Source organism: Nioella sp. (genome assembly GCF_964229645.1).
Classification (GTDB): Bacteria; Pseudomonadota; Alphaproteobacteria; order Rhodobacterales; family Rhodobacteraceae; genus Nioella.
In genome coordinates this window covers 1-20,185 of sequence record NZ_CAXREX010000101.1, presented here as the reverse complement: position 1 = coordinate 20,185, position 20,185 = coordinate 1, and the positions used below count along the sequence as shown (strand labels likewise).

20 protein-coding genes are annotated in these 20,185 nt (G+C 65.0%); 11 read left to right on the top strand and 9 right to left on the bottom strand.

The features are described 5' to 3' along the window. A partial coding sequence (locus tag ACEQXV_RS06970) for a nicotinate-nucleotide--dimethylbenzimidazole phosphoribosyltransferase (RefSeq protein ID WP_370255336.1) occupies nucleotides 1-363 on the top strand: 363 nt, incomplete at its 5' end. 43 nt (nucleotides 364-406) lie between these two features. Here the strand turns inward: ACEQXV_RS06970 and ACEQXV_RS06965 are convergent. Together ACEQXV_RS06965 and ACEQXV_RS06960 are read right to left on the bottom strand one after the other, a co-directional pair. Continuing rightward, complete coding sequence (locus ACEQXV_RS06965) at nucleotides 407-2,314, bottom strand: monovalent cation:proton antiporter-2 (CPA2) family protein (protein WP_370255337.1); 1,908 nt, start codon at nucleotides 2,312-2,314, stop codon at nucleotides 407-409. A 71-nt stretch (nucleotides 2,315-2,385) separates the two neighbouring features. Next, entirely contained in the window at nucleotides 2,386-2,841 is a 456-nt protein-coding gene (locus ACEQXV_RS06960; RefSeq protein WP_370255339.1) for an Lrp/AsnC family transcriptional regulator, read from the bottom strand. A 142-nt stretch (nucleotides 2,842-2,983) separates the two neighbouring features. Between ACEQXV_RS06960 and hppD the strand changes: the two genes are divergently transcribed. Then, the gene (hppD, locus tag ACEQXV_RS06955; RefSeq protein ID WP_370255340.1) at nucleotides 2,984-4,096 is read left to right on the top strand and encodes a 4-hydroxyphenylpyruvate dioxygenase; all 1,113 of its coding nucleotides are present in this window, start codon (nucleotides 2,984-2,986) and stop codon (nucleotides 4,094-4,096) included. Between the two features lie 74 nt (nucleotides 4,097-4,170). On the opposite strand, the gene ACEQXV_RS06950 is transcribed toward hppD, so the two are convergent. Then, on the bottom strand, nucleotides 4,171-4,590 hold the full coding sequence (locus ACEQXV_RS06950) for a hypothetical protein (RefSeq protein WP_370255341.1): 420 nt from the start codon (nucleotides 4,588-4,590) through the stop codon (nucleotides 4,171-4,173). Nucleotides 4,591-4,735: 145 nt separating this feature from the next. Here ACEQXV_RS06950 and ACEQXV_RS06945 point away from each other — a divergent pair, with 145 nt between their 5' ends. Next, on the top strand, nucleotides 4,736-5,422 hold the full coding sequence (locus ACEQXV_RS06945; protein WP_370268470.1) for a D-lyxose/D-mannose family sugar isomerase: 687 nt from the start codon (nucleotides 4,736-4,738) through the stop codon (nucleotides 5,420-5,422). Nucleotides 5,423-5,564: 142 nt separating this feature from the next. Here ACEQXV_RS06945 and ACEQXV_RS06940 read toward each other — a convergent pair whose 3' ends face one another. The 5 genes from ACEQXV_RS06940 to ACEQXV_RS06920 all read right to left on the bottom strand — a co-directional run bounded on the left by ACEQXV_RS06940 (nucleotide 5,565) and on the right by ACEQXV_RS06920 (nucleotide 11,364). Beyond that, nucleotides 5,565-6,491 carry an ABC transporter permease gene (locus ACEQXV_RS06940; protein ID WP_370268469.1) on the bottom strand — a complete coding sequence of 309 codons (927 nt, stop codon included), beginning with the start codon at nucleotides 6,489-6,491 and terminating at the stop codon, nucleotides 5,565-5,567. Further along, on the bottom strand, nucleotides 6,484-7,494 hold the full coding sequence (locus ACEQXV_RS06935) for an ABC transporter permease (RefSeq protein WP_370254197.1): 1,011 nt from the start codon (nucleotides 7,492-7,494) through the stop codon (nucleotides 6,484-6,486). The genes ACEQXV_RS06940 and ACEQXV_RS06935 overlap by 8 nt, the downstream gene beginning before the upstream one ends. Before the next feature lie 98 nt (nucleotides 7,495-7,592). Next, nucleotides 7,593-9,299, bottom strand: a complete 1,707-nt coding sequence (locus ACEQXV_RS06930) for a peptide ABC transporter substrate-binding protein (protein ID WP_370268468.1) — start codon at nucleotides 9,297-9,299, stop codon at nucleotides 7,593-7,595. A gap of 72 nt (nucleotides 9,300-9,371) precedes the next feature. After that, entirely contained in the window at nucleotides 9,372-10,364 is a 993-nt protein-coding gene (locus ACEQXV_RS06925; protein ID WP_370254194.1) for an ABC transporter ATP-binding protein, read from the bottom strand. After that, a complete protein-coding gene (locus ACEQXV_RS06920) occupies nucleotides 10,357-11,364 on the bottom strand; it encodes an ABC transporter ATP-binding protein (protein ID WP_370254193.1) in 1,008 nt (335 codons plus the stop codon). The genes ACEQXV_RS06925 and ACEQXV_RS06920 overlap by 8 nt, the downstream gene beginning before the upstream one ends. A 221-nt stretch (nucleotides 11,365-11,585) precedes the next feature. On the opposite strand from ACEQXV_RS06920, the gene argE reads away from it, so the two are divergent. The 6 genes from argE (at nucleotide 11,586) to ACEQXV_RS06890 (ending at nucleotide 18,338) form a co-directional block, all read left to right on the top strand. After that, nucleotides 11,586-12,749 (top strand): acetylornithine deacetylase, encoded by a 1,164-nt coding sequence (gene argE / locus ACEQXV_RS06915; protein ID WP_370254192.1) that lies wholly within the window; start codon nucleotides 11,586-11,588, stop codon nucleotides 12,747-12,749. Further along, nucleotides 12,746-14,092, top strand: a complete 1,347-nt coding sequence (locus tag ACEQXV_RS06910) for an NAD(P)/FAD-dependent oxidoreductase (protein WP_370268466.1) — start codon at nucleotides 12,746-12,748, stop codon at nucleotides 14,090-14,092. Before argE ends, ACEQXV_RS06910 begins: the two co-directional genes overlap by 4 nt. 102 nt (nucleotides 14,093-14,194) lie before the next feature. Continuing rightward, nucleotides 14,195-15,364: a M20 aminoacylase family protein gene (locus tag ACEQXV_RS06905; protein WP_370254189.1), complete on the top strand. Its 1,170-nt coding sequence runs from the start codon at nucleotides 14,195-14,197 to the stop codon at nucleotides 15,362-15,364. 18 nt (nucleotides 15,365-15,382) lie between these two features. Next, nucleotides 15,383-16,549: a M20 aminoacylase family protein gene (locus tag ACEQXV_RS06900; protein WP_370268464.1), complete on the top strand. Its 1,167-nt coding sequence runs from the start codon at nucleotides 15,383-15,385 to the stop codon at nucleotides 16,547-16,549. Between the two features lie 20 nt (nucleotides 16,550-16,569). Next, entirely contained in the window at nucleotides 16,570-17,733 is a 1,164-nt protein-coding gene (locus tag ACEQXV_RS06895; protein WP_370268462.1) for a M20 aminoacylase family protein, read from the top strand. Beyond that, nucleotides 17,694-18,338, top strand: coding sequence for a class I SAM-dependent methyltransferase (locus ACEQXV_RS06890; RefSeq protein WP_372525396.1), 645 nt, complete (start codon nucleotides 17,694-17,696; stop codon nucleotides 18,336-18,338). Before ACEQXV_RS06895 ends, ACEQXV_RS06890 begins: the two co-directional genes overlap by 40 nt. Here ACEQXV_RS06890 and moaA read toward each other — a convergent pair whose 3' ends face one another. Continuing rightward, the gene (gene moaA, locus ACEQXV_RS06885) at nucleotides 18,339-19,349 is read right to left on the bottom strand and encodes a GTP 3',8-cyclase MoaA (protein WP_370268461.1); all 1,011 of its coding nucleotides are present in this window, start codon (nucleotides 19,347-19,349) and stop codon (nucleotides 18,339-18,341) included. 74 nt (nucleotides 19,350-19,423) lie between these two features. Here moaA and ACEQXV_RS06880 point away from each other — a divergent pair, with 74 nt between their 5' ends. Together ACEQXV_RS06880 and ACEQXV_RS06875 are read left to right on the top strand one after the other, a co-directional pair. After that, on the top strand, nucleotides 19,424-19,891 hold the full coding sequence (locus tag ACEQXV_RS06880; RefSeq protein WP_370268460.1) for a hypothetical protein: 468 nt from the start codon (nucleotides 19,424-19,426) through the stop codon (nucleotides 19,889-19,891). A gap of 1 nt (nucleotide 19,892) precedes the next feature. Next, nucleotides 19,893-20,185: AMP-binding protein (locus ACEQXV_RS06875; protein ID WP_370268459.1), on the top strand; the 293-nt coding region annotated here is incomplete at its 3' end.

Genomic DNA, 20,185 nt, shown 5'->3' with positions numbered 1-20,185 from the left:
GACCCGCTGGAGGCGCTGCGCTGCCTCGGTGGCCGGGAACTGGCGGGCATGGCCGGGGCCATCGCGCGGGCGCGCGTTCTGCGCATCCCGGTGATCCTTGACGGCTTTATCTGCACGGCGGCAGCCGCCACGCTGGCGCGGGCGGTGCCCGGCGCGCTCGATCACGCGGTGGCGGGTCATGTTTCGGCAGAGGCCGCCCACGCGCGGATGCTGCAAGAGCTTGGCAAGGAGCCAATGCTCGCCCTTGGCATGCGGCTCGGCGAAGGGTCGGGCGCGGCGCTGGCAATCAACGTGCTGAAAGGCGCGATTGCCTGCCATTCCGGCATGGCGACCTTCGCGGAGGCGGGGGTTTCCGACGGCTGACACCGGGCGGGTGCGCCCGCGTGCGGGCGCCCTGCCGTGCGGCTCAGGCTTGCGCGCCGTCCTCCTCCTCCTCGTCTTCTTCGGGCAGGGCGGCGTCCTCGATCTGGGTCGCGATGGCTGTTTCCAGCACGTTGTTCAACTCGCGGGACTTGGCGACATAGGCCTCGTTTTCCGCCAGCGGCACGCCGGGCTGCCATAGCTCGGCCAGTTCGCGCAGCGTGTGCCGGTCATGGCGGTAGAAGGCCATTTCCATTTCATGCGCCTCGTATTCCGAGAGCCCCATGTTTTCCAGCACGTAGCGCCCGGCGCGCAGCGAGCTGTCGAACATCTCGCGCACGATGTCATTAGCCCCGGCCTGGTAGAGCTCGTAGGTATGCACCCGGTCATAGGCGCGTGCCACGATATGGATGTCGGGGCGTTTGCTGCGGGCATAGCGCACGAGCTTGAGCACGTCCTCCTTTCCGTCCATCGCCACCACCAGCACCCGGGCATGATCGAGCCCCGCCGCGTGCAGCAGTTCGGGGCGGGTCGGATCGCCGAAATAGCCGTGAATGCCGAAGCGGCGCAGCAACTGGATGGTGGCGAGGTCGGCGTCAAGCACCACGGTCTTGAAGCCCGACAGTTGCAGCATCCGGTTCACCACCTGCCCGAAGCGCCCGGTGCCCGCGATGATGATGCTTTCCTGGCTGTCGATGTCGTCGGGGGCGGGACCATCTTCGACCGCGTCCTTGATGAGCCGCGAGAGCAGGTCGTAGAGGATGAAGAAGAGCGGCGTCAGCAGCATCGACAGGGCCACGACCAGGAGCAGGATCTCGGCCACCTGCGCGGGCAGCACATGCTGGCCCACGGCGTAGGAGATCAGCACGAAGCCGAATTCGCCCGCCTGTGCGAGGCTGAGCGTGAAGAGCCACTGGTCGCGGCCGCGCAGCCCGTAGATGCGTCCGATCACGTAGAGGATAAGCCCCTTGGAGATCATCACCGCCAGCGTCAGGCTGATGATGGTGAAGAGATGCGACCAGAGCACTTCGAAATGGATGCTCGCCCCCACGGTGATGAAGAACAGGCCCAGGAGAAGCCCCTTGAAGGGTTCGACGTTGGCCTCAAGCTCGTGCTTGAATTCCGAGTTTGCCAGAACGACGCCCGCGATGAAGGCCCCAAGGGCGGGCGAGAGGCCCACCAGCACCATCAGGAAGGCGATCCCCACAATGATGACCAGGGCCACGGCGGTATAGATTTCCCGAAGCCGGGCCATGTGGATGAACTGGAACAGCGGTCGGGTCAGGAACTGGCCGCCCACGATCACCGCCGCCACGGCCGCTAGCGTGATCAGTGTCACCCCCCAGGCGGGCAGGCCCTCGACCAGCGACATGCCGGTGTCGGCGGCAAGCTCCAGGCCCGGGCGCTGGATCGAGCCATCGGGCGAAAACTGCGCGGGCGGCACCGTGGCCAGAAGCGGCATCAGCGCCAGCATCGGGATGACGGCAATGTCCTGGGTCAGCAGAACCGAGAAGGCGGAGCGCCCGCCCGTGGTGCGCAGCAGCTTCTTCTCGGTCAGGGTCTGAAGCACGATCGCGGTCGAGGAAAGGGCAAAGATCAGCCCCACCGCCAGCGCCTGCTGCCAGGCCAGCCCCAGCCATAGCGCCCCGCCGCCGATCACCACGGTCGAGAGCAGGATCTGCCCGCCACCCAGGCCCAGGAGCTTGTCGCGCATTTCCCACAGGCCGCGCGGGTTCAGCTCCAGCCCGATCAGGAACAGCATCATGACAACGCCGAATTCGGCGAAATGCTGAAGGTCATGGGGGTCGGCCCCGGTCTGTTGCAGGATCGGGCCAAGCGCGACGCCCGCCATCAGGTATCCCAGCACCGATCCGAGCCCGAGCCGGACCGAAAGCGGCACCGCGATCACCATCGCGGCGAGGTAGAGCGTGGCCTCGAAAAGGATGCTGTCCATACTGGCGTGGTCCCGATTGTTCGCATTTGCAGCATCGCGGGAATGCTTGGCCTTGGCAACCGGACAGGATGTCAGGTCGGCAGCGGTGCGTCGGGTTTTTGCTGGTCCATGACGATCTGGCTCTGCACCCGGGCGACGGCGGGGATGGGCAGGATCACCTCGTGGATCAGGCGATGGAGCGCCCCCAGGTCGGTGCAGTAGACTCGCAGCAGGTAATCGGCCTCGCCCGTCAGGGTCCAGGCCGACACGATTTCGGGCCGCGTTGCGATCGTGCGGGTGAAGCCGCGCACCTTGTCGGGCTCATGCGTGCCCATCTGCACCTGCACGAAGGCCTGCACGCCCAGCCCCAGCCCTTCGGGCGACACCACGGCGCGGGCACCGGTCACGATGCCAGCCTGTTCCAGCCGCTGCCGCCTGCGGCCCGCCTGGCTGGCCGAGAGATTGAGCCGCTCGCCCAGTTCCTGCGCGGTCAGCTGCGCGTTGTCCTGAATCGCTTGCAGGAGGCGTCGATCGGTATCGTCCAGCATGGTGCGTGAATTCCGCGAAATATTTGCTTAATTCGTGAAATAGTCGCATGAATCAAGGTTCTGAGCAATCACTTCGCGCAAAATGCGCGGGTCTGGCGCGGTATTCTCGTGGCAAGCGAACACCAGACCAGGAGGAAACGCCATGGGCCCTTTCCCGCATGACGCCCCGCGCGCCACGATTTCCGCAGACAACCCCGCCGGCACCGACGGGTTCGAATTCGTCGAATTCGCCCATCCCGAGCCGCAGGTCCTGCGCGATCTCTTCGCCAAGATGGGCTTTCGGCACACCGCGACCCACAAGACCAAGGCGGTGGAGCTTTGGCAGCAGGGCGATGTGTCCTACCTCCTGAACGCCGAACCGGGCAGCTTTGCCGCGCGCTTCGCCGAGCAGCACGGCCCCTGCGCACCCGCGATGGGCTGGCGCGTGGTGGATGCGCAGCACGCCTATGAACACGCGATTTCCAAGGGGGCCGAGCCCTATGTCGGCGCGGACAAGACGCTCGACTGGCCCGCGATCAAGGGGATCGGCGGCAGCCTGATCTATTTCACCGACCAGTATTGGAAGACCTCGCCCTATAACGAGGAATTCGACTGGGTCGACAACGCCTATCCGGCGGGCGCGGGCTTCTATTACCTCGATCACCTGACCCACAATGTCCACAAGGGCAACATGGATGTCTGGTTCCGTTTCTACGGGGATCTGTTCAACTTCAAGGAAATCCGCTTCTTCGATATCGAGGGCAAGTTCACCGGGCTGTTCAGCCGCGCGCTGACCTCGCCCTGCGGGCGCATCCGTATCCCGATCAACGAGGACCGGGGCGAGAAGGGGCAGATCGTCGAATACCTCAAGCGCTACAATGGCGAGGGCATCCAGCATATCGCCGTGGGCACCGAGGATATCTATGCCTCGACCGATTTGATCGCGGGCAATGGCATCAAGTTCATGCCCGGCCCGAACGAGACCTATTACGACCAGTCCTACACCCGCGTCGCCGGCCATGACGAGCCGAAGGACAAGATGATGAAGCATGGCATCCTGATCGACGGCGAAGGCGTCGTCGACGGGGGCGAGACCCGGATCCTGTTGCAGATCTTCTCGCGCACCGTGATCGGGCCGATCTTCTTCGAGTTCATCCAGCGCAAAGGCGATGACGGCTTCGGCGAGGGGAATTTCAAGGCGCTCTTCGAGTCGATCGAGGCCGAGCAGATCGAGCGTGGTGTCTTTTCCGAAGAAGAGAAAGACAGCGCAGCCTGAGAGGACGGCCAACGTCCGAGGGGAGGACAGCCCCCGCCCGGGTGACACCGGGCGGGGGTTTTGCCTTCACCGTCTCAGTTGAAGGCGAGCACACCGAAGATGATGGCGATGCCCACCCCGGCCCGGGCGATGGACGACAGGCGCTTCATGCGCTGAAGGTCGGGCGGCGTGCCGCTGCGCTCGGCCTTGAGGGCGATGGCGGTCATCATCGAGACCGGCACGAGGACCAGTGTCGCGCCGAGAAGCTTGACCCAGTAGGTCCAGTCGAGCGCGCCGATCTCGTAGGACAGGGCCGACATGCCGAGGCCCGAAAGCCAGAGCAGGATGACGGCGGCAAAGCCGATCTTGCCGATGATGCCCATGGTCTGGGCGACCATCGGCGGAGGCGGGGCCTTGGAGTCGATGACCTTTTTCAGCAGCAGGCCGTTGCCGATCCCCGCCGCACCGCCTGCGAACAGGCCGAACATGTGAATGATCTTGAGAACGATCAGCATGGTTTCCCCCCTTGTCATGCAACCGTCGGTAGATGACCTTAGGGGCAAGACCGGCGCGGCGTCAAACGGCCTGCGCCGAAACCGATTGCGGGAACAGGTTTCGGCGGGCATGAGACCTGGCAGGACAACCGGAAGGATGGCGCTGATGAAACGCTCCGAGATCAATGCAATCATGGCCGAGGCCGATGGCTTCATGCGCTCTTTCGGCTTCGCCCTGCCGCCCTTTGCCTATTGGACCCCAGAGGAGATGCGCGCCCGGCGGCGCGAGATCGAGGGGATCGTCTCGGGCCGCATGGGATGGGATATCACCGATTATGGGCAGGGGCGCTTCGACGAGTTGGGCCTGTTTCTCTTTACCCTGCGCAATGGCCGCCAGGCGGATCTCAAGCGCGGGGGCGGCATGTGCTACGCGGAGAAGCTGCTGATTTCCCGCAAGGACCAGCTGAGCCCGATGCATCGGCATTACCTGAAGGCCGAGGACATCATCAACCGGGGCGGGGCGACCATGGCGATCGAGCTATATGGCTCGGCCCCCGATGGCAGTTTCGACGAGAGCGCGGGCGGAACGGTGCTGTGTGACGGGATCGCCCGGCGCTACGGGCCTGGCGAGGTGCTGCTGTTCCAGCCCGGCGAGAGCATCACGCTGATGCCCGGCGACTGGCATGCCTTCTGGGGCGAGGGCGGCGATGTGCTGATCGGGGAGGTCTCGACGGTGAATGATGACGAGACCGACAACTGGTTCCGGGAGCCCATCGGCCGATTTGCCGAGATCGAGGAAGACGTGCCACCCGATCACCTGCTGGTGTCCGATTACGCGGCCTGGCTGGCCTGAGGTCCTTGCGTTTCGCCGCCTTCGGCGGCGACCCGCGCGATCCGTGACGGACCGCGGATCATTTTCCGCCGCGGAAAATGCCGGGGGGCGCTGCCCCCCGGACCCCCCGGGATATTTTCGGAACAATGAAGCCTATGCGTGATCAGCGACCGCGGATGCGCGGGTCGAGCGCGTCGCGCAGCCCGTCACCGATATAGTTCACGCTGAGCACGGTGAGCGAGATGGCGAGGCCGGGCCAGATCACCCGCTCGGGGTTTCTTTGCAGCCAGTCGGTTCCGTCGAAGAGGAGCCGCCCCCAGGTCGGAAAGTCAGACGGGAACCCCAGGCCGAGGAAGGACAGCGCGCTTTCGGTGATGATCGCGTTGGCGATGCCGAGCGTGGCCGAGACCATGATGGGCGAGAGCACGTTGGGCAGGATGTGGCGCACGATCATGCGATGCGGCGGAGTGCCGATCGAGCGGGCGGCGAGCACGAACTCGCGTTCCTTGAGCGCCAGCACATCGCCGCGCACGATCCGGGCGGTCTGCATCCAGCTGGTGATGCCGATCACGAAGACGATCAGGATGAAGATACCCTGCTCTGGCCCGAAAGCGGCGCGCAGCGGGTCGCGGAAGAGCATGATGATGACCAGCAGGAGCGGCAGGAGCGGCAGCGCGAGGAAAAGGTCCGTCAGGCGCATCAGGATGCCATCGAGGCGCTTGAAGTAGCCTGCGAGCACGCCCACCAGCGTGCCCACGATGAGCGAAAGCAGCATGGCCGTCAGCCCCACGGCGATCGAGGTCTGACCGCCGGCGATGATGCGCGCGAGCATGTCGCGTCCAAGCTGGTCTGCCCCCATGGGATGGGCCAGCGAAGGGCCCTGGTTGCGGGCACGGATGTCGATATATTGCGGGTCGATCGTCCAGAAGAGCGGCCCGAGGTAGACGAAGAGCAGCACGAAGATGAAGAAGGCTGCGCCGATGAGCGCCCCCTTGTGGGTCTTGAACTGGTCCCAGACATCCCACCACTGGTTGCGGGGCTTCTGGTAGGTCTCCGCTGCGATGCTGGTGGTGGAGGGTGCGTCAGTCATAGCGGATCCTCGGGTCAAGAATGCCATAGAGCACGTCGGCGATCAGGTTAAACAGAACGATGAGCACCGCGAAGATGAAGGTCAGCGTCTGGACGGTCGGGATGTCGCCGCCCTGGATGGCGCCGATCAGCAGGTGCCCCAGGCCATTCACCTTGAAGACCTGCTCGGTGATGATGGCGCCGCCGAAGACCTGCGGCACGCCGAGCGCGATCACCGTGACCACCGGGATCATCGAATTGCGCAGCACGTGGACCATGACCACGACGCTTTCGGTCAGGCCCTTGGCGCGGGCGGTGCGCACGTAGTCCTGGGTAAGGTTGTCCAGCATCGAGGCGCGCATGAAGCGGCTGATCTGGCTGGTGATCTGAAGCGCCAGCACCATGACAGGAAGGATCATCTGCCGGAGCTGCACGAGGAATGTATCCCAGTCCACCACCTGGTGCGTCGTGTCGTAGACCGAAGGAAACCAGCCCAGGTTCACGGCGAAGATCACGATCACGAGGACGCCCGAGAAGAAGGGGGGGATCGAGAAGCCCACCATTGTGATGAACGTCCCGGCCTGGTCGAAGATCGAATACTGGCGATAGGCCGAGTAGATGCCGATGGGCAGGGCGATGAGGATGCCGACCAGGTAGGCGGTGCCGACCACCCAGAGGGTCTGGGGCATGCGCTGGGCGATGATATCAACCACCGGGCTGCGGGTCTGCCACGAGATCACGCGGGTGCGGTCGCCGTCGCCGATGGTCAGGCCGGTCCATTGCTCGATCAGGTTCAGCGGTTCGTTGACGAAGAACTGCTGCAACCAGAGCAGGAAGCGGATGTGAATGGGCTCATCCAGGCCGAGCGAGGCCCGGATTTCCGCCCGGACCTCGGGCGGGATCGTCAGTGGCAGCTGCGCTGTTGGATCGGACGGGGCCAGGTCGAGGATCAGGAAGATGATCAGACTGATGAACAGAAGCGTCGGGATTGCCATGAGCAAGCGACGGATCGTGAAAGTCAGCATGGGCGGGCGCCTCGGTTCAGAAGTCTGGTGATGTGCGTAAGTGAGGGTGGCGCACCCCCCGAAACCCGGGGGGTGCACCTTTACGTGTCAGATCGCGATCAGTCGATGCGATGCCATTCCGCGATGTTCCACAGCTCGGAATCCCAGTCCGACATGCGGACGCCGCCAAGGGTGTTGGCATGGGCCGAGACGCCACCACGGTGGATGAGCGGGATCATGGTCCAGTTCTGAACCAGCATGTCGTTCATCTCGCGCGCCAGGCGACCACGCTCTTCGAGCTCGGCGGTCTGGCTCATCTCGGTGACGAGCGCGTCATACTCTTCCGAGCAGAAACGCTGGACGTTGGAGCCCTGCCACTGGGTGTCGGGGCTCGGGATTTCCGAGCAGCGCCAGTTGGCCATGTAGGCTTCCGGGTCCACGCCCGAGAAGTTGTTGGTGTACATTTCCACGTCTGCGTAGAACTTCTGGTAGGTGTCGGGCGATGCCGGGTCCCCACCGAAGAACACGGAGGCGTCGATGTTGCGCAGTTCGGCGTCGATGCCGATCTCGCTCCACCACTGCTTGATCAGCGCCTGGGTGTCCTGACGGACGGCGTTGGTCGAGGTCTGGTAGAGAACGCGCAGCGGCACGCCGTCCAGTTCACGCACGCCATCGCCATCGGTGTCGAGGATGCCGGCTTCGTCGAGCAGCGCGTTGGCACCCGCGATGTCCTGCGTCAGGCAGGAATCGTTGGCGGTCGACGCGTAGAGCGGCGGTGCGGGCAGCACGTTACAGGTGGGCTGGCCACCGGCGCCGTAGCCGATTTCCACCAGCAGCGCGCGGTCGATGGCCATGGACATGGCCTGGCCGACGGCCGGGTGGGTCAGGAACGGGTGCGGACCGGCTGCGGCGGTCGAGCGGGCATCGCCGAGCGCCGGATCGGGGTTGAACTGGTTGATCATCAGGCGTTCAACCGAGGTGCCGAACGCGGTCACGACGGTACCGATGCCGTTGGATTCCATCTCGGCCAGAAGGGTCGGGTCGATCTGGAGGTTCCAGGCGTAGTCGAATTCACCGGTTTCCAGGACCGAGCGCGCTGCCGAAGCCGCGTCGCCGCCGCCCTTGAACACCACGCGGGCGAAGGCCGGCTGGTCGGGGTTGCGGTAGTTTTCGTTGGCCACGAAGGTGATCACGTCGTTCGGGCGGAAATCTTCCACGACGAACGGGCCGGTGCCGATCGGGCCGAAGTTGGCTTCGGTGCACTCGGGCGCGGCGGCGCCAAGGCAGTCAGCGAACTGTGCGGCCTGGATGATCGGGCTCTCGGAGCCGACGAAGGCGGTGTAGGGGAAGGGCTTGGGAGCGGCGAAGTTCACGCGAACGGTGCGTTCGTCGACTGCTTCCACGCTTTCCACGCCGTCGAAGTAGCTGGCCTGTGCGCAGCCCATGTCGGGATGGGTGCAGTATTCCCAGGTGAAGACGGCGTCCGCCGACGTCACGGGGGTGCCGTCAGACCACAGCAGACCTTCGCGGAGGGTCCAGGTGATCGAGGTCAGGTCCTCGGCCACGCCGCCGTTTTCCAGCGTCGGGATGCTTTCGGCCATGAAGGGCGTCAGTTCGCCGTTCTCGTCGAAGCGGGCCATGGATTCCAGCACCAGCGAGGCGGATTCGACTTCCTTGGTGCCGCCCGAAAGATACGGGTTCAGCGTCGAGGGCGCTTGCCAGTAGATAATGTTCAGCTGGCCATCTTCGCCACGCTCGGCGAGGGCCGCCGCCGGGGACAGGGCGAATGCCGCCGCGGCCCCTAGCATGAGATGTCTTAACTTCATTGTCAGTCTCTCCTTGTTGGTCCTTTTGGCTCTTGTGACCTCGTTTGCGCCGCCGTTCTTCGGCGGTCTCGTTCAATTATACAGGTGGCAGGCGACGAAGCGGCCCGGTTCCACTTCGCGGAACTCCGGGTCTGTCTGCCGGCAGATATCCATGACCTTCGGGCAGCGCGTGCAGAAGTTGCAGCCCTTTGGCGGGTTCGAGGGGCTGGGCACGTCGCCTTGAAGAATAACCCTCTGGGCGGTGTCGTGGGCGGTCGGATCGGGCTCGGGCACGGCCGACAGGAGCGCCTCGGTATAGGGATGTTTCGGGTCGCCATAGAGCCCGTCGCGGGGGGCAAGCTCGACGATCTTGCCCAGATACATCACCGCCACGCGGTCGGCGATGTGGCGCACCATGCTAAGATCGTGGCTGATGAAGAGATAGGTCAGCCCGAACTGTTCCTGCAGGTCCTCCAGCAGGTTCACCACCTGCGCCTGGATCGACACGTCGAGCGCCGCGATCGGTTCGTCGCAGACGATGAACTTGGGGTTGAGCGCCAGGGCGCGGGCAATGCCGATGCGCTGGCGCTGGCCACCGGAAAATTCGTGCGGGTAGCGGTTGGCGAAATCGCGGTTGAGCCCCACGGCATCCATCAGCTCGTAGATGCGGTCCAACCGCTCGGCCTTGGATTTCCGGGTGTGTTCCAGCAGCGGTTCGCCGATGATGTCGGCCACCGTCATGCGCGGGTTGAGGCTGGCCTGCGGATCCTGGAAGACCATCTGCATGACCGGCCGCATTCTGCGCAGCGCGCTTTGCGATGTCTGCGAAATCTCCTGCCCATCAACGCGGATCGAGCCTGCTGTCGGATCGTAAAGGCGCAGCACAGCGCGCCCGCAGGTGGACTTGCCGCAGCCCGATTCTCCCACGAGGCCGAGCGTTTCGCCCTCGATGATGTCGAAGCTGACGTCATCCACGGCTTTCACGTCGCCGGTATGGCGGCGCAGCACGCCGGTGTGGATGGGGAAATACATCTTCAGCCCCGAGACCGAGACCAGCACCTTGCGATCGGGGTTTCCGTCAAACATCGCGGGCACCTCCGGTATCGGGATCCCAGAAACAGGCCACGTCATGGCCCGACCCCACGGGGATCCGGGCAGGGTTTTCGCGGGCGCAGCGGTCGAACGCGTTGCCGCAGCGATCGCGGAAGGGGCAGGCCGACGGGTTGGCGCGCAGGATCGGCGGCTGGCCCTGGATGACCTCCAGCCGGTCCGAGCGTTCCCCCGTCACCGAGGGCACGGTTTCCAGAAGCGCGCGGGTATAGGGATGCTTGGGGTGGGCGAAGAGCTCTCGCACCGGGGCGTGCTCGACCACCTGGCCGCCATACATCACCAGGACGCGGTCGGCGATGCCGGCAATCACGCCAAGGTCGTGGGTGATCCAGACCACGGCCATGCCGAGCTTGTCGCGCAGGTCCTTCATCAATTCCAGGATCTGCGCCTGGATCGTCACGTCGAGCGCCGTCGTGGGCTCATCCGCGATCAGCACCTTGGGGTCGCAGGCCAGCGCGATGGCGATCATCACGCGCTGGCGCATGCCGCCGGAAAACTGGTGCGGGTAATCCTTCAGGCGGCGCTCCGCATCCGGGATGCCCACCAGTTGCAGAAGCTCGACCGCGCGGGCGCGCGCACGGGACTTGTTCATGCCCATGTGCTTGCGCAGCGGCTCCATCAGCTGAAAGCCCACCGTGAAGACCGGGTTGAGCGAGGTCATCGGGTCCTGGAACACGAAGCCGATGCGGGCCCCGCGCACGGCGCGCAGCTGATCATCGGTCGCGGTCAGAAGGTTCTGACCCTCGAACATCACGGGGCCGCCGGACACCATCGCGGGGGGCGAGGGCAGCAGGCCGATGAGCGACATCATTGTCACGGATTTTCCAGAACCGCTTTCCCCGACAACGCCGAGAAGTTCACCTGCCTTGAGGTGAAAGCTCACGTTATTGACAGCATGGACTTCGCCGCGCCGGGTTTTGAAGACGGTTTTGAGGTCCTTGACGTCAAGGACAGAGGGCTGGGCCCCATCAAGCATCGCGCGACGCTCCTCACCGGTTGGACTATGCCCCGCTTCTGGCGAGCGGGTGCTGAATTAGCGGTAACGGTATCAGGAAATTTCCCCCCCGCAAGCGGTTTGAAGCTGACCTGACGTTCGTTTTTGACCATGCGGGCAAAATTTGTGCAGATGTCGTGGATGGGCTTGACGCCCGGGCATGGGCTGAACAGGCTTCGCCCCAGATAATCCAGGACCTTGCCATGACTCAACCGACCGATGCCCGATACCTTTTGGAAAAACTTGTTTCCTTTCCAACAGTTAGCAGGGATTCCAACCTGGAGCTCGTGGATTGGGCCGAGGCGTTCCTGACCGGGATCGGGGCGCGCTGCTTTCGGGAAATGAATGCCGAGGGCACCAAGGCGAACCTCTATGCCCATATCGGCCCGGACATCGAGGGCGGTGTCATTCTGTCGGGCCATACCGACGTTGTGCCGGTTGACGGCCAGGCCTGGTCCACCGACCCGTTCACCGTGGTCGAGAAGGACGGCAAGCTGTTCGGGCGTGGCTGCTGCGACATGAAGGGCTTCGACGCGCTGGCGCTTGCGGCAGCGGCGAAGGCTGCGAAGATGCCTCTCAAGCGCCCCTTGCAGGTTTGCCTTTCGCGCGACGAGGAAATCGGCTGCACCGGCGCGCCGCCGATGATCCGGCACATGCAAGGCACGCTGCCCAAGGCGGCGCTGGCCATCATCGGAGAGCCCACGATGATGCAGGTGGTCACGGGCCATAAGGGGGGAATCGGCTATGACACCCACTTGCGCGGCTTCGAGGTGCACAGTTCGCTGATCGACCGGGGTGTGTCCGCGATCATGGAGGGCGCGAAGCTGATCGACTGGGCCAACAGGATGAACGATGAGAACCGCGCCAAGGTGCCCCAGGGGGCTGACGCGCTATTCGACCCGCCCTTCACGACGCTGCATGTCGGAATCATCGAAGGTGGCACCGCGCATAACATCACCGCCAAAGACTGCAATTTCGTCATGTCGTTCCGATGCGTGCCGGGGGAATCGATGGACGATTGGGGCGCGCGCTACGAAGCCGAGGTGCGCCGACTGGAAGCGGAGATGCAGAAGGTGCATCCCTCCTGCTTCATCGCGATTGATCGACGGTGGGATGTTCCGGGGCTGAAGCCCGAGGAAAACGGAGCAGCAGAAGAGCTTGTGCGCCGTCTGACCGGCGACAACGCCACCCATGTGGTCAGCTACGGCACCGAGGCGGGCCAATTCCAGGACGGGGGCTATTCCGCCGTCGTCTGTGGCCCCGGCGACATCGCCCAGGCCCACCAGCCCGACGAATACATCACCGTGGAACAGTTCGAAGCGGGTGGGCGCTTCATGGATCGGCTGCTGGAGACGCTCTGCCAATGACCGTCTTCCCGCTTGGCTTGCACCGGCCCGTGGAACATGCCGGACCGCTGCCCGAGACGGCGGATGTGGTGGTCATCGGGGGCGGCGTCATTGGGGTGATGACGGCCTATTACGTTGCCGACAGGGGCCTGCGCCCCGTTCTCGTGGAAAAGGGCCGGGTTGCGGCGGAACAAAGCAGTCGCAACTGGGGCTGGGTCCGCCAGCAGGGCCGCGACCCCGCCGAACTGCCGATCATGATGGAGGCAAACCGGCTCTGGCGCGATCTGGCCGTTGAGGTGGGCGAGGACCTGGGCCTCAGGCAATGCGGGCTGACTTACCTAGCCGAAAGCGAGGCCGAACTGGCGGGCTTCCAGGGCTGGCTCGATGCGGTCGCGGGATCGGGCGTCGACAGTCGGTTACTGAGCGCGGGCGAAACCGCCGCCTTGCTGCCCGGCGGGCGAACCCGTTGGGCGGGAGCACTTCATACGGCCAGCGACATGAAGGCCGAGCCCTGGATCGCGGTCCCGGCGCTGGCGCGCGCCGCGGTGCGCAAGGGCGCGGTGATCGTGGAACACTGCGCCGCGCGGCTGGTGGACGTGGAGGGCGGCCGGGTCGCGGGCGTCATCACCGAACAGGGCCGTATCCGCGCGCCCGAAGTGGTGGTCGCGGGGGGCGCGTGGTCGTCCCTGCTGCTGCGCCAGCATGGCATCCGCATCCCGCAATTGTCGGTCAAGGCCACGGTCGTGGCCACCAAGGCGCTGCCCGAGGTGCATGGCGGCGGCGCGACGGGGCAAAGCCTTGCGTTCCGCAGGCGCGACGATGGCGGCTATACGCTCGCCAACGGGGGATTCCACGAGATCTTCCTGGGCTGGGACGCGTTCCGCCACGTGCCGAAATACATCCCTCAATTGCGCCGCGATCCCTGGGGCCGGGTCTATCACCCGACCGCGCCGCGCGGCTATCCCGACGGCTGGTCCACCCCGCGTGTCTGGCGCGACGTGGATGAAACGCCGTTCGAGCGGATGCGCGTTCTGAACCCCGCGCCGCACCGCAAGACGGTAGCCCGTCTGCTGCGTGGCTTCGAACGGGAGTTTCCCGCGCTTGGCCGGGTCGAGGGCGCGCTGGCCTGGGCGGGCATGATCGACACGATGCCCGATATCGTGCCCGTGGTGGACCGCGCCGACAGCCTGCCGGGCCTGTCGATCTGCACCGGCATGTGTGGTCACGGCTTCGGGATCGGGCCCGGCTTCGGGCGGGTGATGGCTTCGATGATCGCGGGTGAGGATGTCGGTCACGACCTGTCGCGCTTCCGGCTGTCGCGGTTCTCGGACGGCTCGGCCATCGCTCTGGGGCCGGACATCTGACGCGACGACCCGGCAGTTTGGCGGATCGGCCTCTTGCCGGAATTTGAACAATCGGTCAGGTTTCGCCTGACCCCTTCATTGCTTTGGTAAGGACTTGAGCAAATGCCCGTGAAGAATCGTCTTGCCGAACTTCTGCCCGAGATCACCGAGTGGCGGCGGGACCTGCATGAGAACCCTGAGATTCTCTATGACCTTCCCCGCACCACGGCATTGGTCGAGGACAAGCTTAGGGCCTTTGGCTGTGACGAGGTGGTGCCAGGCGTGGGCCGGTCCGGGGTGATCGGCGTCATCAAGGGCAAGTCCGACAGCAAGGGCCGGGTGATCGGGCTGCGCGCCGACATGGACGCGTTGCCGATGGATGAAAAAACCGGGCTGCCCTATGCCTCCAAGACGGCCGGAAAGATGCATGCCTGCGGCCATGACGGGCATACGGCGATGCTGCTTGGGGCCGCGAAATACCTTGCTGAGACGCGCAATTTCGATGGCACCGTGGTGCTCATCTTCCAGCCCGCCGAGGAAGGCGGGGCCGGCGGCAAGGCCATGGTCGACGATGGCATGATGGAACGGTGGGGCATTCAGGAAGTCTACGGGATGCACAACGAACCGGGCCTGCCCGTGGGCGAGTTCGGCGTCAGCCCCGGCCCGATCATGGCCGCCGCCGACGAGATCGAGATCACCATTCGCGGGCGCGGCGGCCATGCCGCGCAGCCCCATAACGTGATCGACCCGGTTCCCGCGGCCTGCGCCACCGTCATGGCGCTGCAAACCGTGGCCAGCCGCAACGTGGACCCGATCAAGTCCGTCGTGGTGTCGATCTGCGTGATGAACACCGAAAGCGCGGCAACCAACGTGATCGACGATTCGGTGCGGCTGGCGGGCACGATCCGCACGCTCGATGAAGAGGTGCGCGACATGGCCGAGGTGCGCATCATCGAGATCGTGAACGCCACCGCCGCCGCCTATGGCTGCACTGCCGAGATCCATTACGAACGTGGCTACCCCGTGACCGTGAATCACGAGGAAAACGCCGAGATCGCCGCCGAGGTGGCCCGCGCGGTGGCGGGCGAAACCCGCGTGCGCTATGGCCGCCCGCCGCGCATGGGGGCCGAGGATTTCAGCTACATGCTGCGCGCCCGCCCCGGGGCCTTCATCAATGTCGGCAATGGCGACACCAAGAAGGTTCACCACCCCGAATATAATTTCAACGACGAGGCGATCCCCTTCGGGTGCAGCTTCTTCGCCGAACTCGTCGAACGACGAATGCCCGCCTGACAGGAAGGAGACCGCGCCATGCCCGTGAAGAACAGCCTTGCCGAGATGCAGCCCGAGATCGCGGGGTGGCGCCGTCACCTGCACCAGCACCCCGAACTGATGTACGAGGTGCATGAAACCGCCGCCTTCGTCGTGGACCGGCTGAAAGAGATTGGCGTGACCGACATCACGCCGGGCATCGGCAAGACGGGGGTGGTGGCCGTCATCAAGGGAAAGACCGACACCAAGGGCCGGGTGATCGGACTTCGCGCCGACATGGACGCGCTGCCGATCCACGAGGCATCGGGGGTGGACTATGCCTCGACCGTTCCGGGCAAGATGCATGCCTGTGGTCATGACGGGCACACCTCGATCCTGCTCGGGACCGCGAAATACCTGGCCGAGACGCGGAATTTCGATGGCACCGTGGTGCTGATCTTCCAGCCCGCCGAGGAAGGCGGCGCGGGCGGCAAGGCCATGTGCGAGGATGGGTTGATGGACCGGTGGGGCATCCAGGAGGTCTATGGCCTGCACAACATGCCAGGCCTGCCCACGGGTGAGTTCGCGATCCGGCCCGGGGCGCTGCTGGCCTCATCCGATGAGTTCGAGATTGTCGTGACCGGCAAGGGCGGCCATGCCGCAGCGCCGCACATGGCCGTGGACACGACGCTGGTCGCCTCGCAGATCGTGGTCTCGCTCCATTCCATCGTGTCGCGCAACGTGGACCCGATCAAGCGGGTGGTGCTGACCGTGGGCACGTTCGAAACCGACAGCACGGCCTCCAACGTCATTGCCCATACCGCGCGGCTGAACGGCACCGTGCGCACGCTCGATCCCGAATATCGCACCATGGCGGAAGAGCGGGTGCGCCAGGTGGCGCAATCCACCGCTGACGCCTTTGGCGCAACGGCAGAGGTGATCTGGACGCCGGGCTACCCGGCCACGATCAACCACGAGGAGGAAACCCGCCATGCGGCGGCCGCCGCCGCTGCCGTCGCGGGCCGGGTCATCGACGATGTCGATCCGATCATGCCGTCGGAAGATTTCGCCTACATGCTGGAAGAACGCCCCGGCGCCTATATCTTCCTTGGCAATGGCGACACGGCCATGTGCCACCACCCCGCCTATGTTTTCGACGACGACGCGATCCCTGCCGGGTGCAGCTTCTTCGCCGAGCTCGTCGAACGCCGCATGCCGGCGCAATAGACCGAAACTGGAGAGAGAGAATGCCCGTCAAGAACCGCTTCGCGGAACTGCTGCCCGAGATCACCGAATGGCGGCGCGACATCCATGAGAATCCCGAAATCCTGTTCGAAACCCACCGGACCTCTGCCCTCGTGGCCGAGAAGCTTAAGGAATTCGGCTGCGACGAGATCGTGACCGGCATCGGGCGCACCGGCGTTGTCGGTGTCATCAAGGGCAAATCCGACAGCAGCGGCAAGGTAATCGGTCTGCGCGCCGACATGGATGCGCTGCCGATGAACGAGGAAACCGGGCTGCCCTATGCCTCGAAGACGCCCAATGCCATGCATGCCTGCGGTCATGACGGGCACACGGCGATGTTGCTGGGGGCTGCGAAATACCTCGCTGAGACGCGCAATTTCGATGGCAATGTTGTGGTCATCTTCCAGCCTGCCGAAGAAGGCGGCGGCGGCGGCAAGGAGATGTGCGACGACGGCATGATGGACCGCTGGAACATCCAGGAGGTCTACGGAATGCATAACTGGCCCGGCAAACCCGTGGGCAGTTTCGCGATCCGGTCAGGGGCTTTCTTCGCGGCCACGGACGTGTTCGAGGTCACCGTGAACGGGCGCGGCGGCCACGGGGCGAAGCCGCAGGAAACCATCGATCCGACCGTGACGGCGGCCCAGGTGGTGACCATGTTGCAGACCATCGCCAGCCGCAACGCCGACCCGGTGGAAAACATCGTGGTCTCGGTCACCTCGATCGAGAGCAGTTCGAAGGCGTTCAACGTGATCCCGCAAAGCGTGCATCTGAAGGGGACCGTGCGCACCATGTCGCCCGAAATGCGCGATCTTGCGGAGTCGCGGCTGACCGCGATTGCCGAGCAGGTCTGCGCCGCCATGGGCGGCAGCGCCGAGGTGCGCTACCAGCGCAATTACCCGGTCATGGTCAACCATCCCGAGCAGACCGAGTTTGCCGTGGAAGTGGCCAAGGCCGTGTCGGGCGATTGTGAAGAGGCGCCGCTGGTCATGGGGGGCGAGGATTTCGCCTTCATGCTGGAAGAGCGTCCCGGCGCCTATATCCTCGTGGGCAATGGCGACAGCGCCTCGGTCCATCACCCCGAATACAACTTCAACGACGAGACGATTCCGGCCGGGTGCAGCTGGTGGGCCGAGATCGTCGAGCGTCGCATGCCGGCAGCCTGACGCGTATGTGGGAAGACCGCTACCGCGCGGCGGGCGACTACCTGTTCGGGGTCGCCCCCGCAGCCTTCCTGGCCGACAATGCCCGCTGGCTGACGCCCGGCCTTCGGGCCTTGTCGGTGGCCGATGGCGAGGGGCGAAATTCCGTTTTCCTTGCAGAGAAAGGGCTGGAGGTCTCGGCCTTCGACATGGCCCCCACGGCGGTCGCGCGGGCCCGCGCGCTGGCCGCAGCCAAAGGGGTCGTGGTCGATTTCCACGTCTCGACATGGGAGGAGTGGGACTGGACCGAAGGGCAATACGACCTGGTCAGCGCGATCTTCATCCAGTTCGCCAACCCCGCTGCACGGGTGCAGCAATTCGACGATCTGAGGCGCGCGGTTGCCCCCGGCGGGGTCCTGATGCTGCATGGCTACACGCCCGAGCAGGTGGCGCTTGGCACCGGCGGGCCGGGCGACCCGGCGCATATGTACACGCCCGAGATCCTGCGCACGGGTTTCGGGGACTGGCAGATCGAACGGCTGGAGGCCTATGAACGCGACATTTCAGAGGGAAAAGGTCATTCCGGGCGATCTGCCCTGATCGACCTCATCGCGCGCAAGCCGGGCTGATCAGCCGCCCGTGTGGCTCATGTGGCGGGTCATTTGCCCCGCCACCTCCTGCCGCGAATAGTCGAAATCATGGCCCTTGGGCTTGAGCGCGATGGCCGCGCGAATGGCCTCTTCCAGAACGGCATTGTCCTGTGACGCGCGCAGGGGCGCGCGCAGGTCGGCCATGTCTTCCTGCCCAAGGCACATGTAAAGCTCGCCCGTGCAGGTCAGGCGCACGCGGTTGCAGCTTTCGCAGAAATTATGCGTGAGCGGCGTGATGAAGCCGATCTTCTGGCCGGTCTCTTCGATCTTGACGTAGCGGGCGGGGCCGCCGCTGCGCTCGGCCAGGTCGGTCAGCGTGAAGCGTTCGGCCAGGCGCGCGCGCAGGTCCTTGAGGCTCCAGTATTGGTCCAGCCGGTCCTCGTTGCCGAGATCGCCCATGGGCATCACCTCGATCCAGGTCAGGTCCATGTCGCGCGAGGCGCACCAGTCCTGGATGGTGAACAGCTCATCCTCGTTGAAGCCCTTCAGCGCCACCGCGTTGATCTTGATGCGCAGGCCCGCCTTCTGGGCCGCGTCGATACCTTGCAGCACCTGCGGCAGGCGGCCCCACCGGGTGATGTCGGCGAATTTCCTGTCGTCGAGCGTGTCGAGCGAGACATTCACCCGCCGCACGCCCGCCGCATAAAGCTGATCGGCGAAGCGGGCCAGCTGGCTGCCATTGGTGGTCAGCGTCAACTCGTCCAGCGCGCCGCTTTCCAGGTGCCGGGTCATCGCATTGAAGAAGGTCATGATCCCCTTGCGCACCAGGGGTTCGCCCCCGGTGATGCGCAGCTTCTTCACGCCGAGCCGGATGAAGGTCGAACACATCCGGTCAAGTTCCTCCAGCGTCAGAAGCTCTTTCTTCGGCAGGAAGGTCATGTTCTCGGCCATGCAGTAGACGCAGCGGAAATCGCAGCGGTCCGTGACCGACACGCGCAGGTAGCTGATGGCGCGGGCGAAGGGATCTATCAGGGGGGCGGGCGTGTTCATGGTCAGAACGTAGTTTGCGCGGGCTGGCGCGGCAAGCGTTGATAGGGGCGAAATTTGCGCCTAGGATTCCACCCATGACCCAATCGCTTCGCGCCCTTCTGGCCCTTTCGCTCGTGCTTGCCGTCGCCGGTTGCGACAGCGGCTTCCGCCCCCTTGGCTTCATGGATCGCTTCCGTGGCAATGATGCCAGCGACGTGCCGCCGCCCGCTGTTGCCGAAGAGGTGGCAGAGGAGGAGGCGGTCGAGGCGGCCACAGGGGAAGAGGCCGAGGCCCCGGCGCCGAGCGCCGCCTCGGGCAGCCTGGGAACCACCATCGCGAGCCTTGGAGACCCCACGCGGCCCGGCCTCTGGCTGGAAACGCCGCTGGTCTCGGCCGAGACAGCGGGCACCCTTGTTGCCGAGAACGGCAACCGGATCGACGTGACCCTGATCCCGAGTGGCGGGGCGGCGGGTTCTGGCAGCCGGATCTCGGTCGCGGCCATGCAGGCCCTGGGGCTTGGCCTGACGGATCTGGCCACGCTGACCGTCATCGCCGGCGGCTGACATGAACAGGCAGATTTTCCGGGCCGAGGCCCGGTGGCAGACGCTTCAGGACAGCTTTCGCTGGAGCATTCCCGAGAAAATGAACATCGCCGAGCTTTGCTGCGATAGCTGGGCGCGGGAACGCCCCGATCAGGTGGCGATCATCCATGTGGGCGCGGACGGATCGCGGCAGGCTTGGACCTATGGCCAGGTCAAGCGCGCCTCGGACGGGCTGGCGGTGGCGCTGGCTGCGCAGGGCATCACGCGCGGGGACCGGGTGGCGGTGCTGCTGACCCAACACCCCTTCGTTCTGAT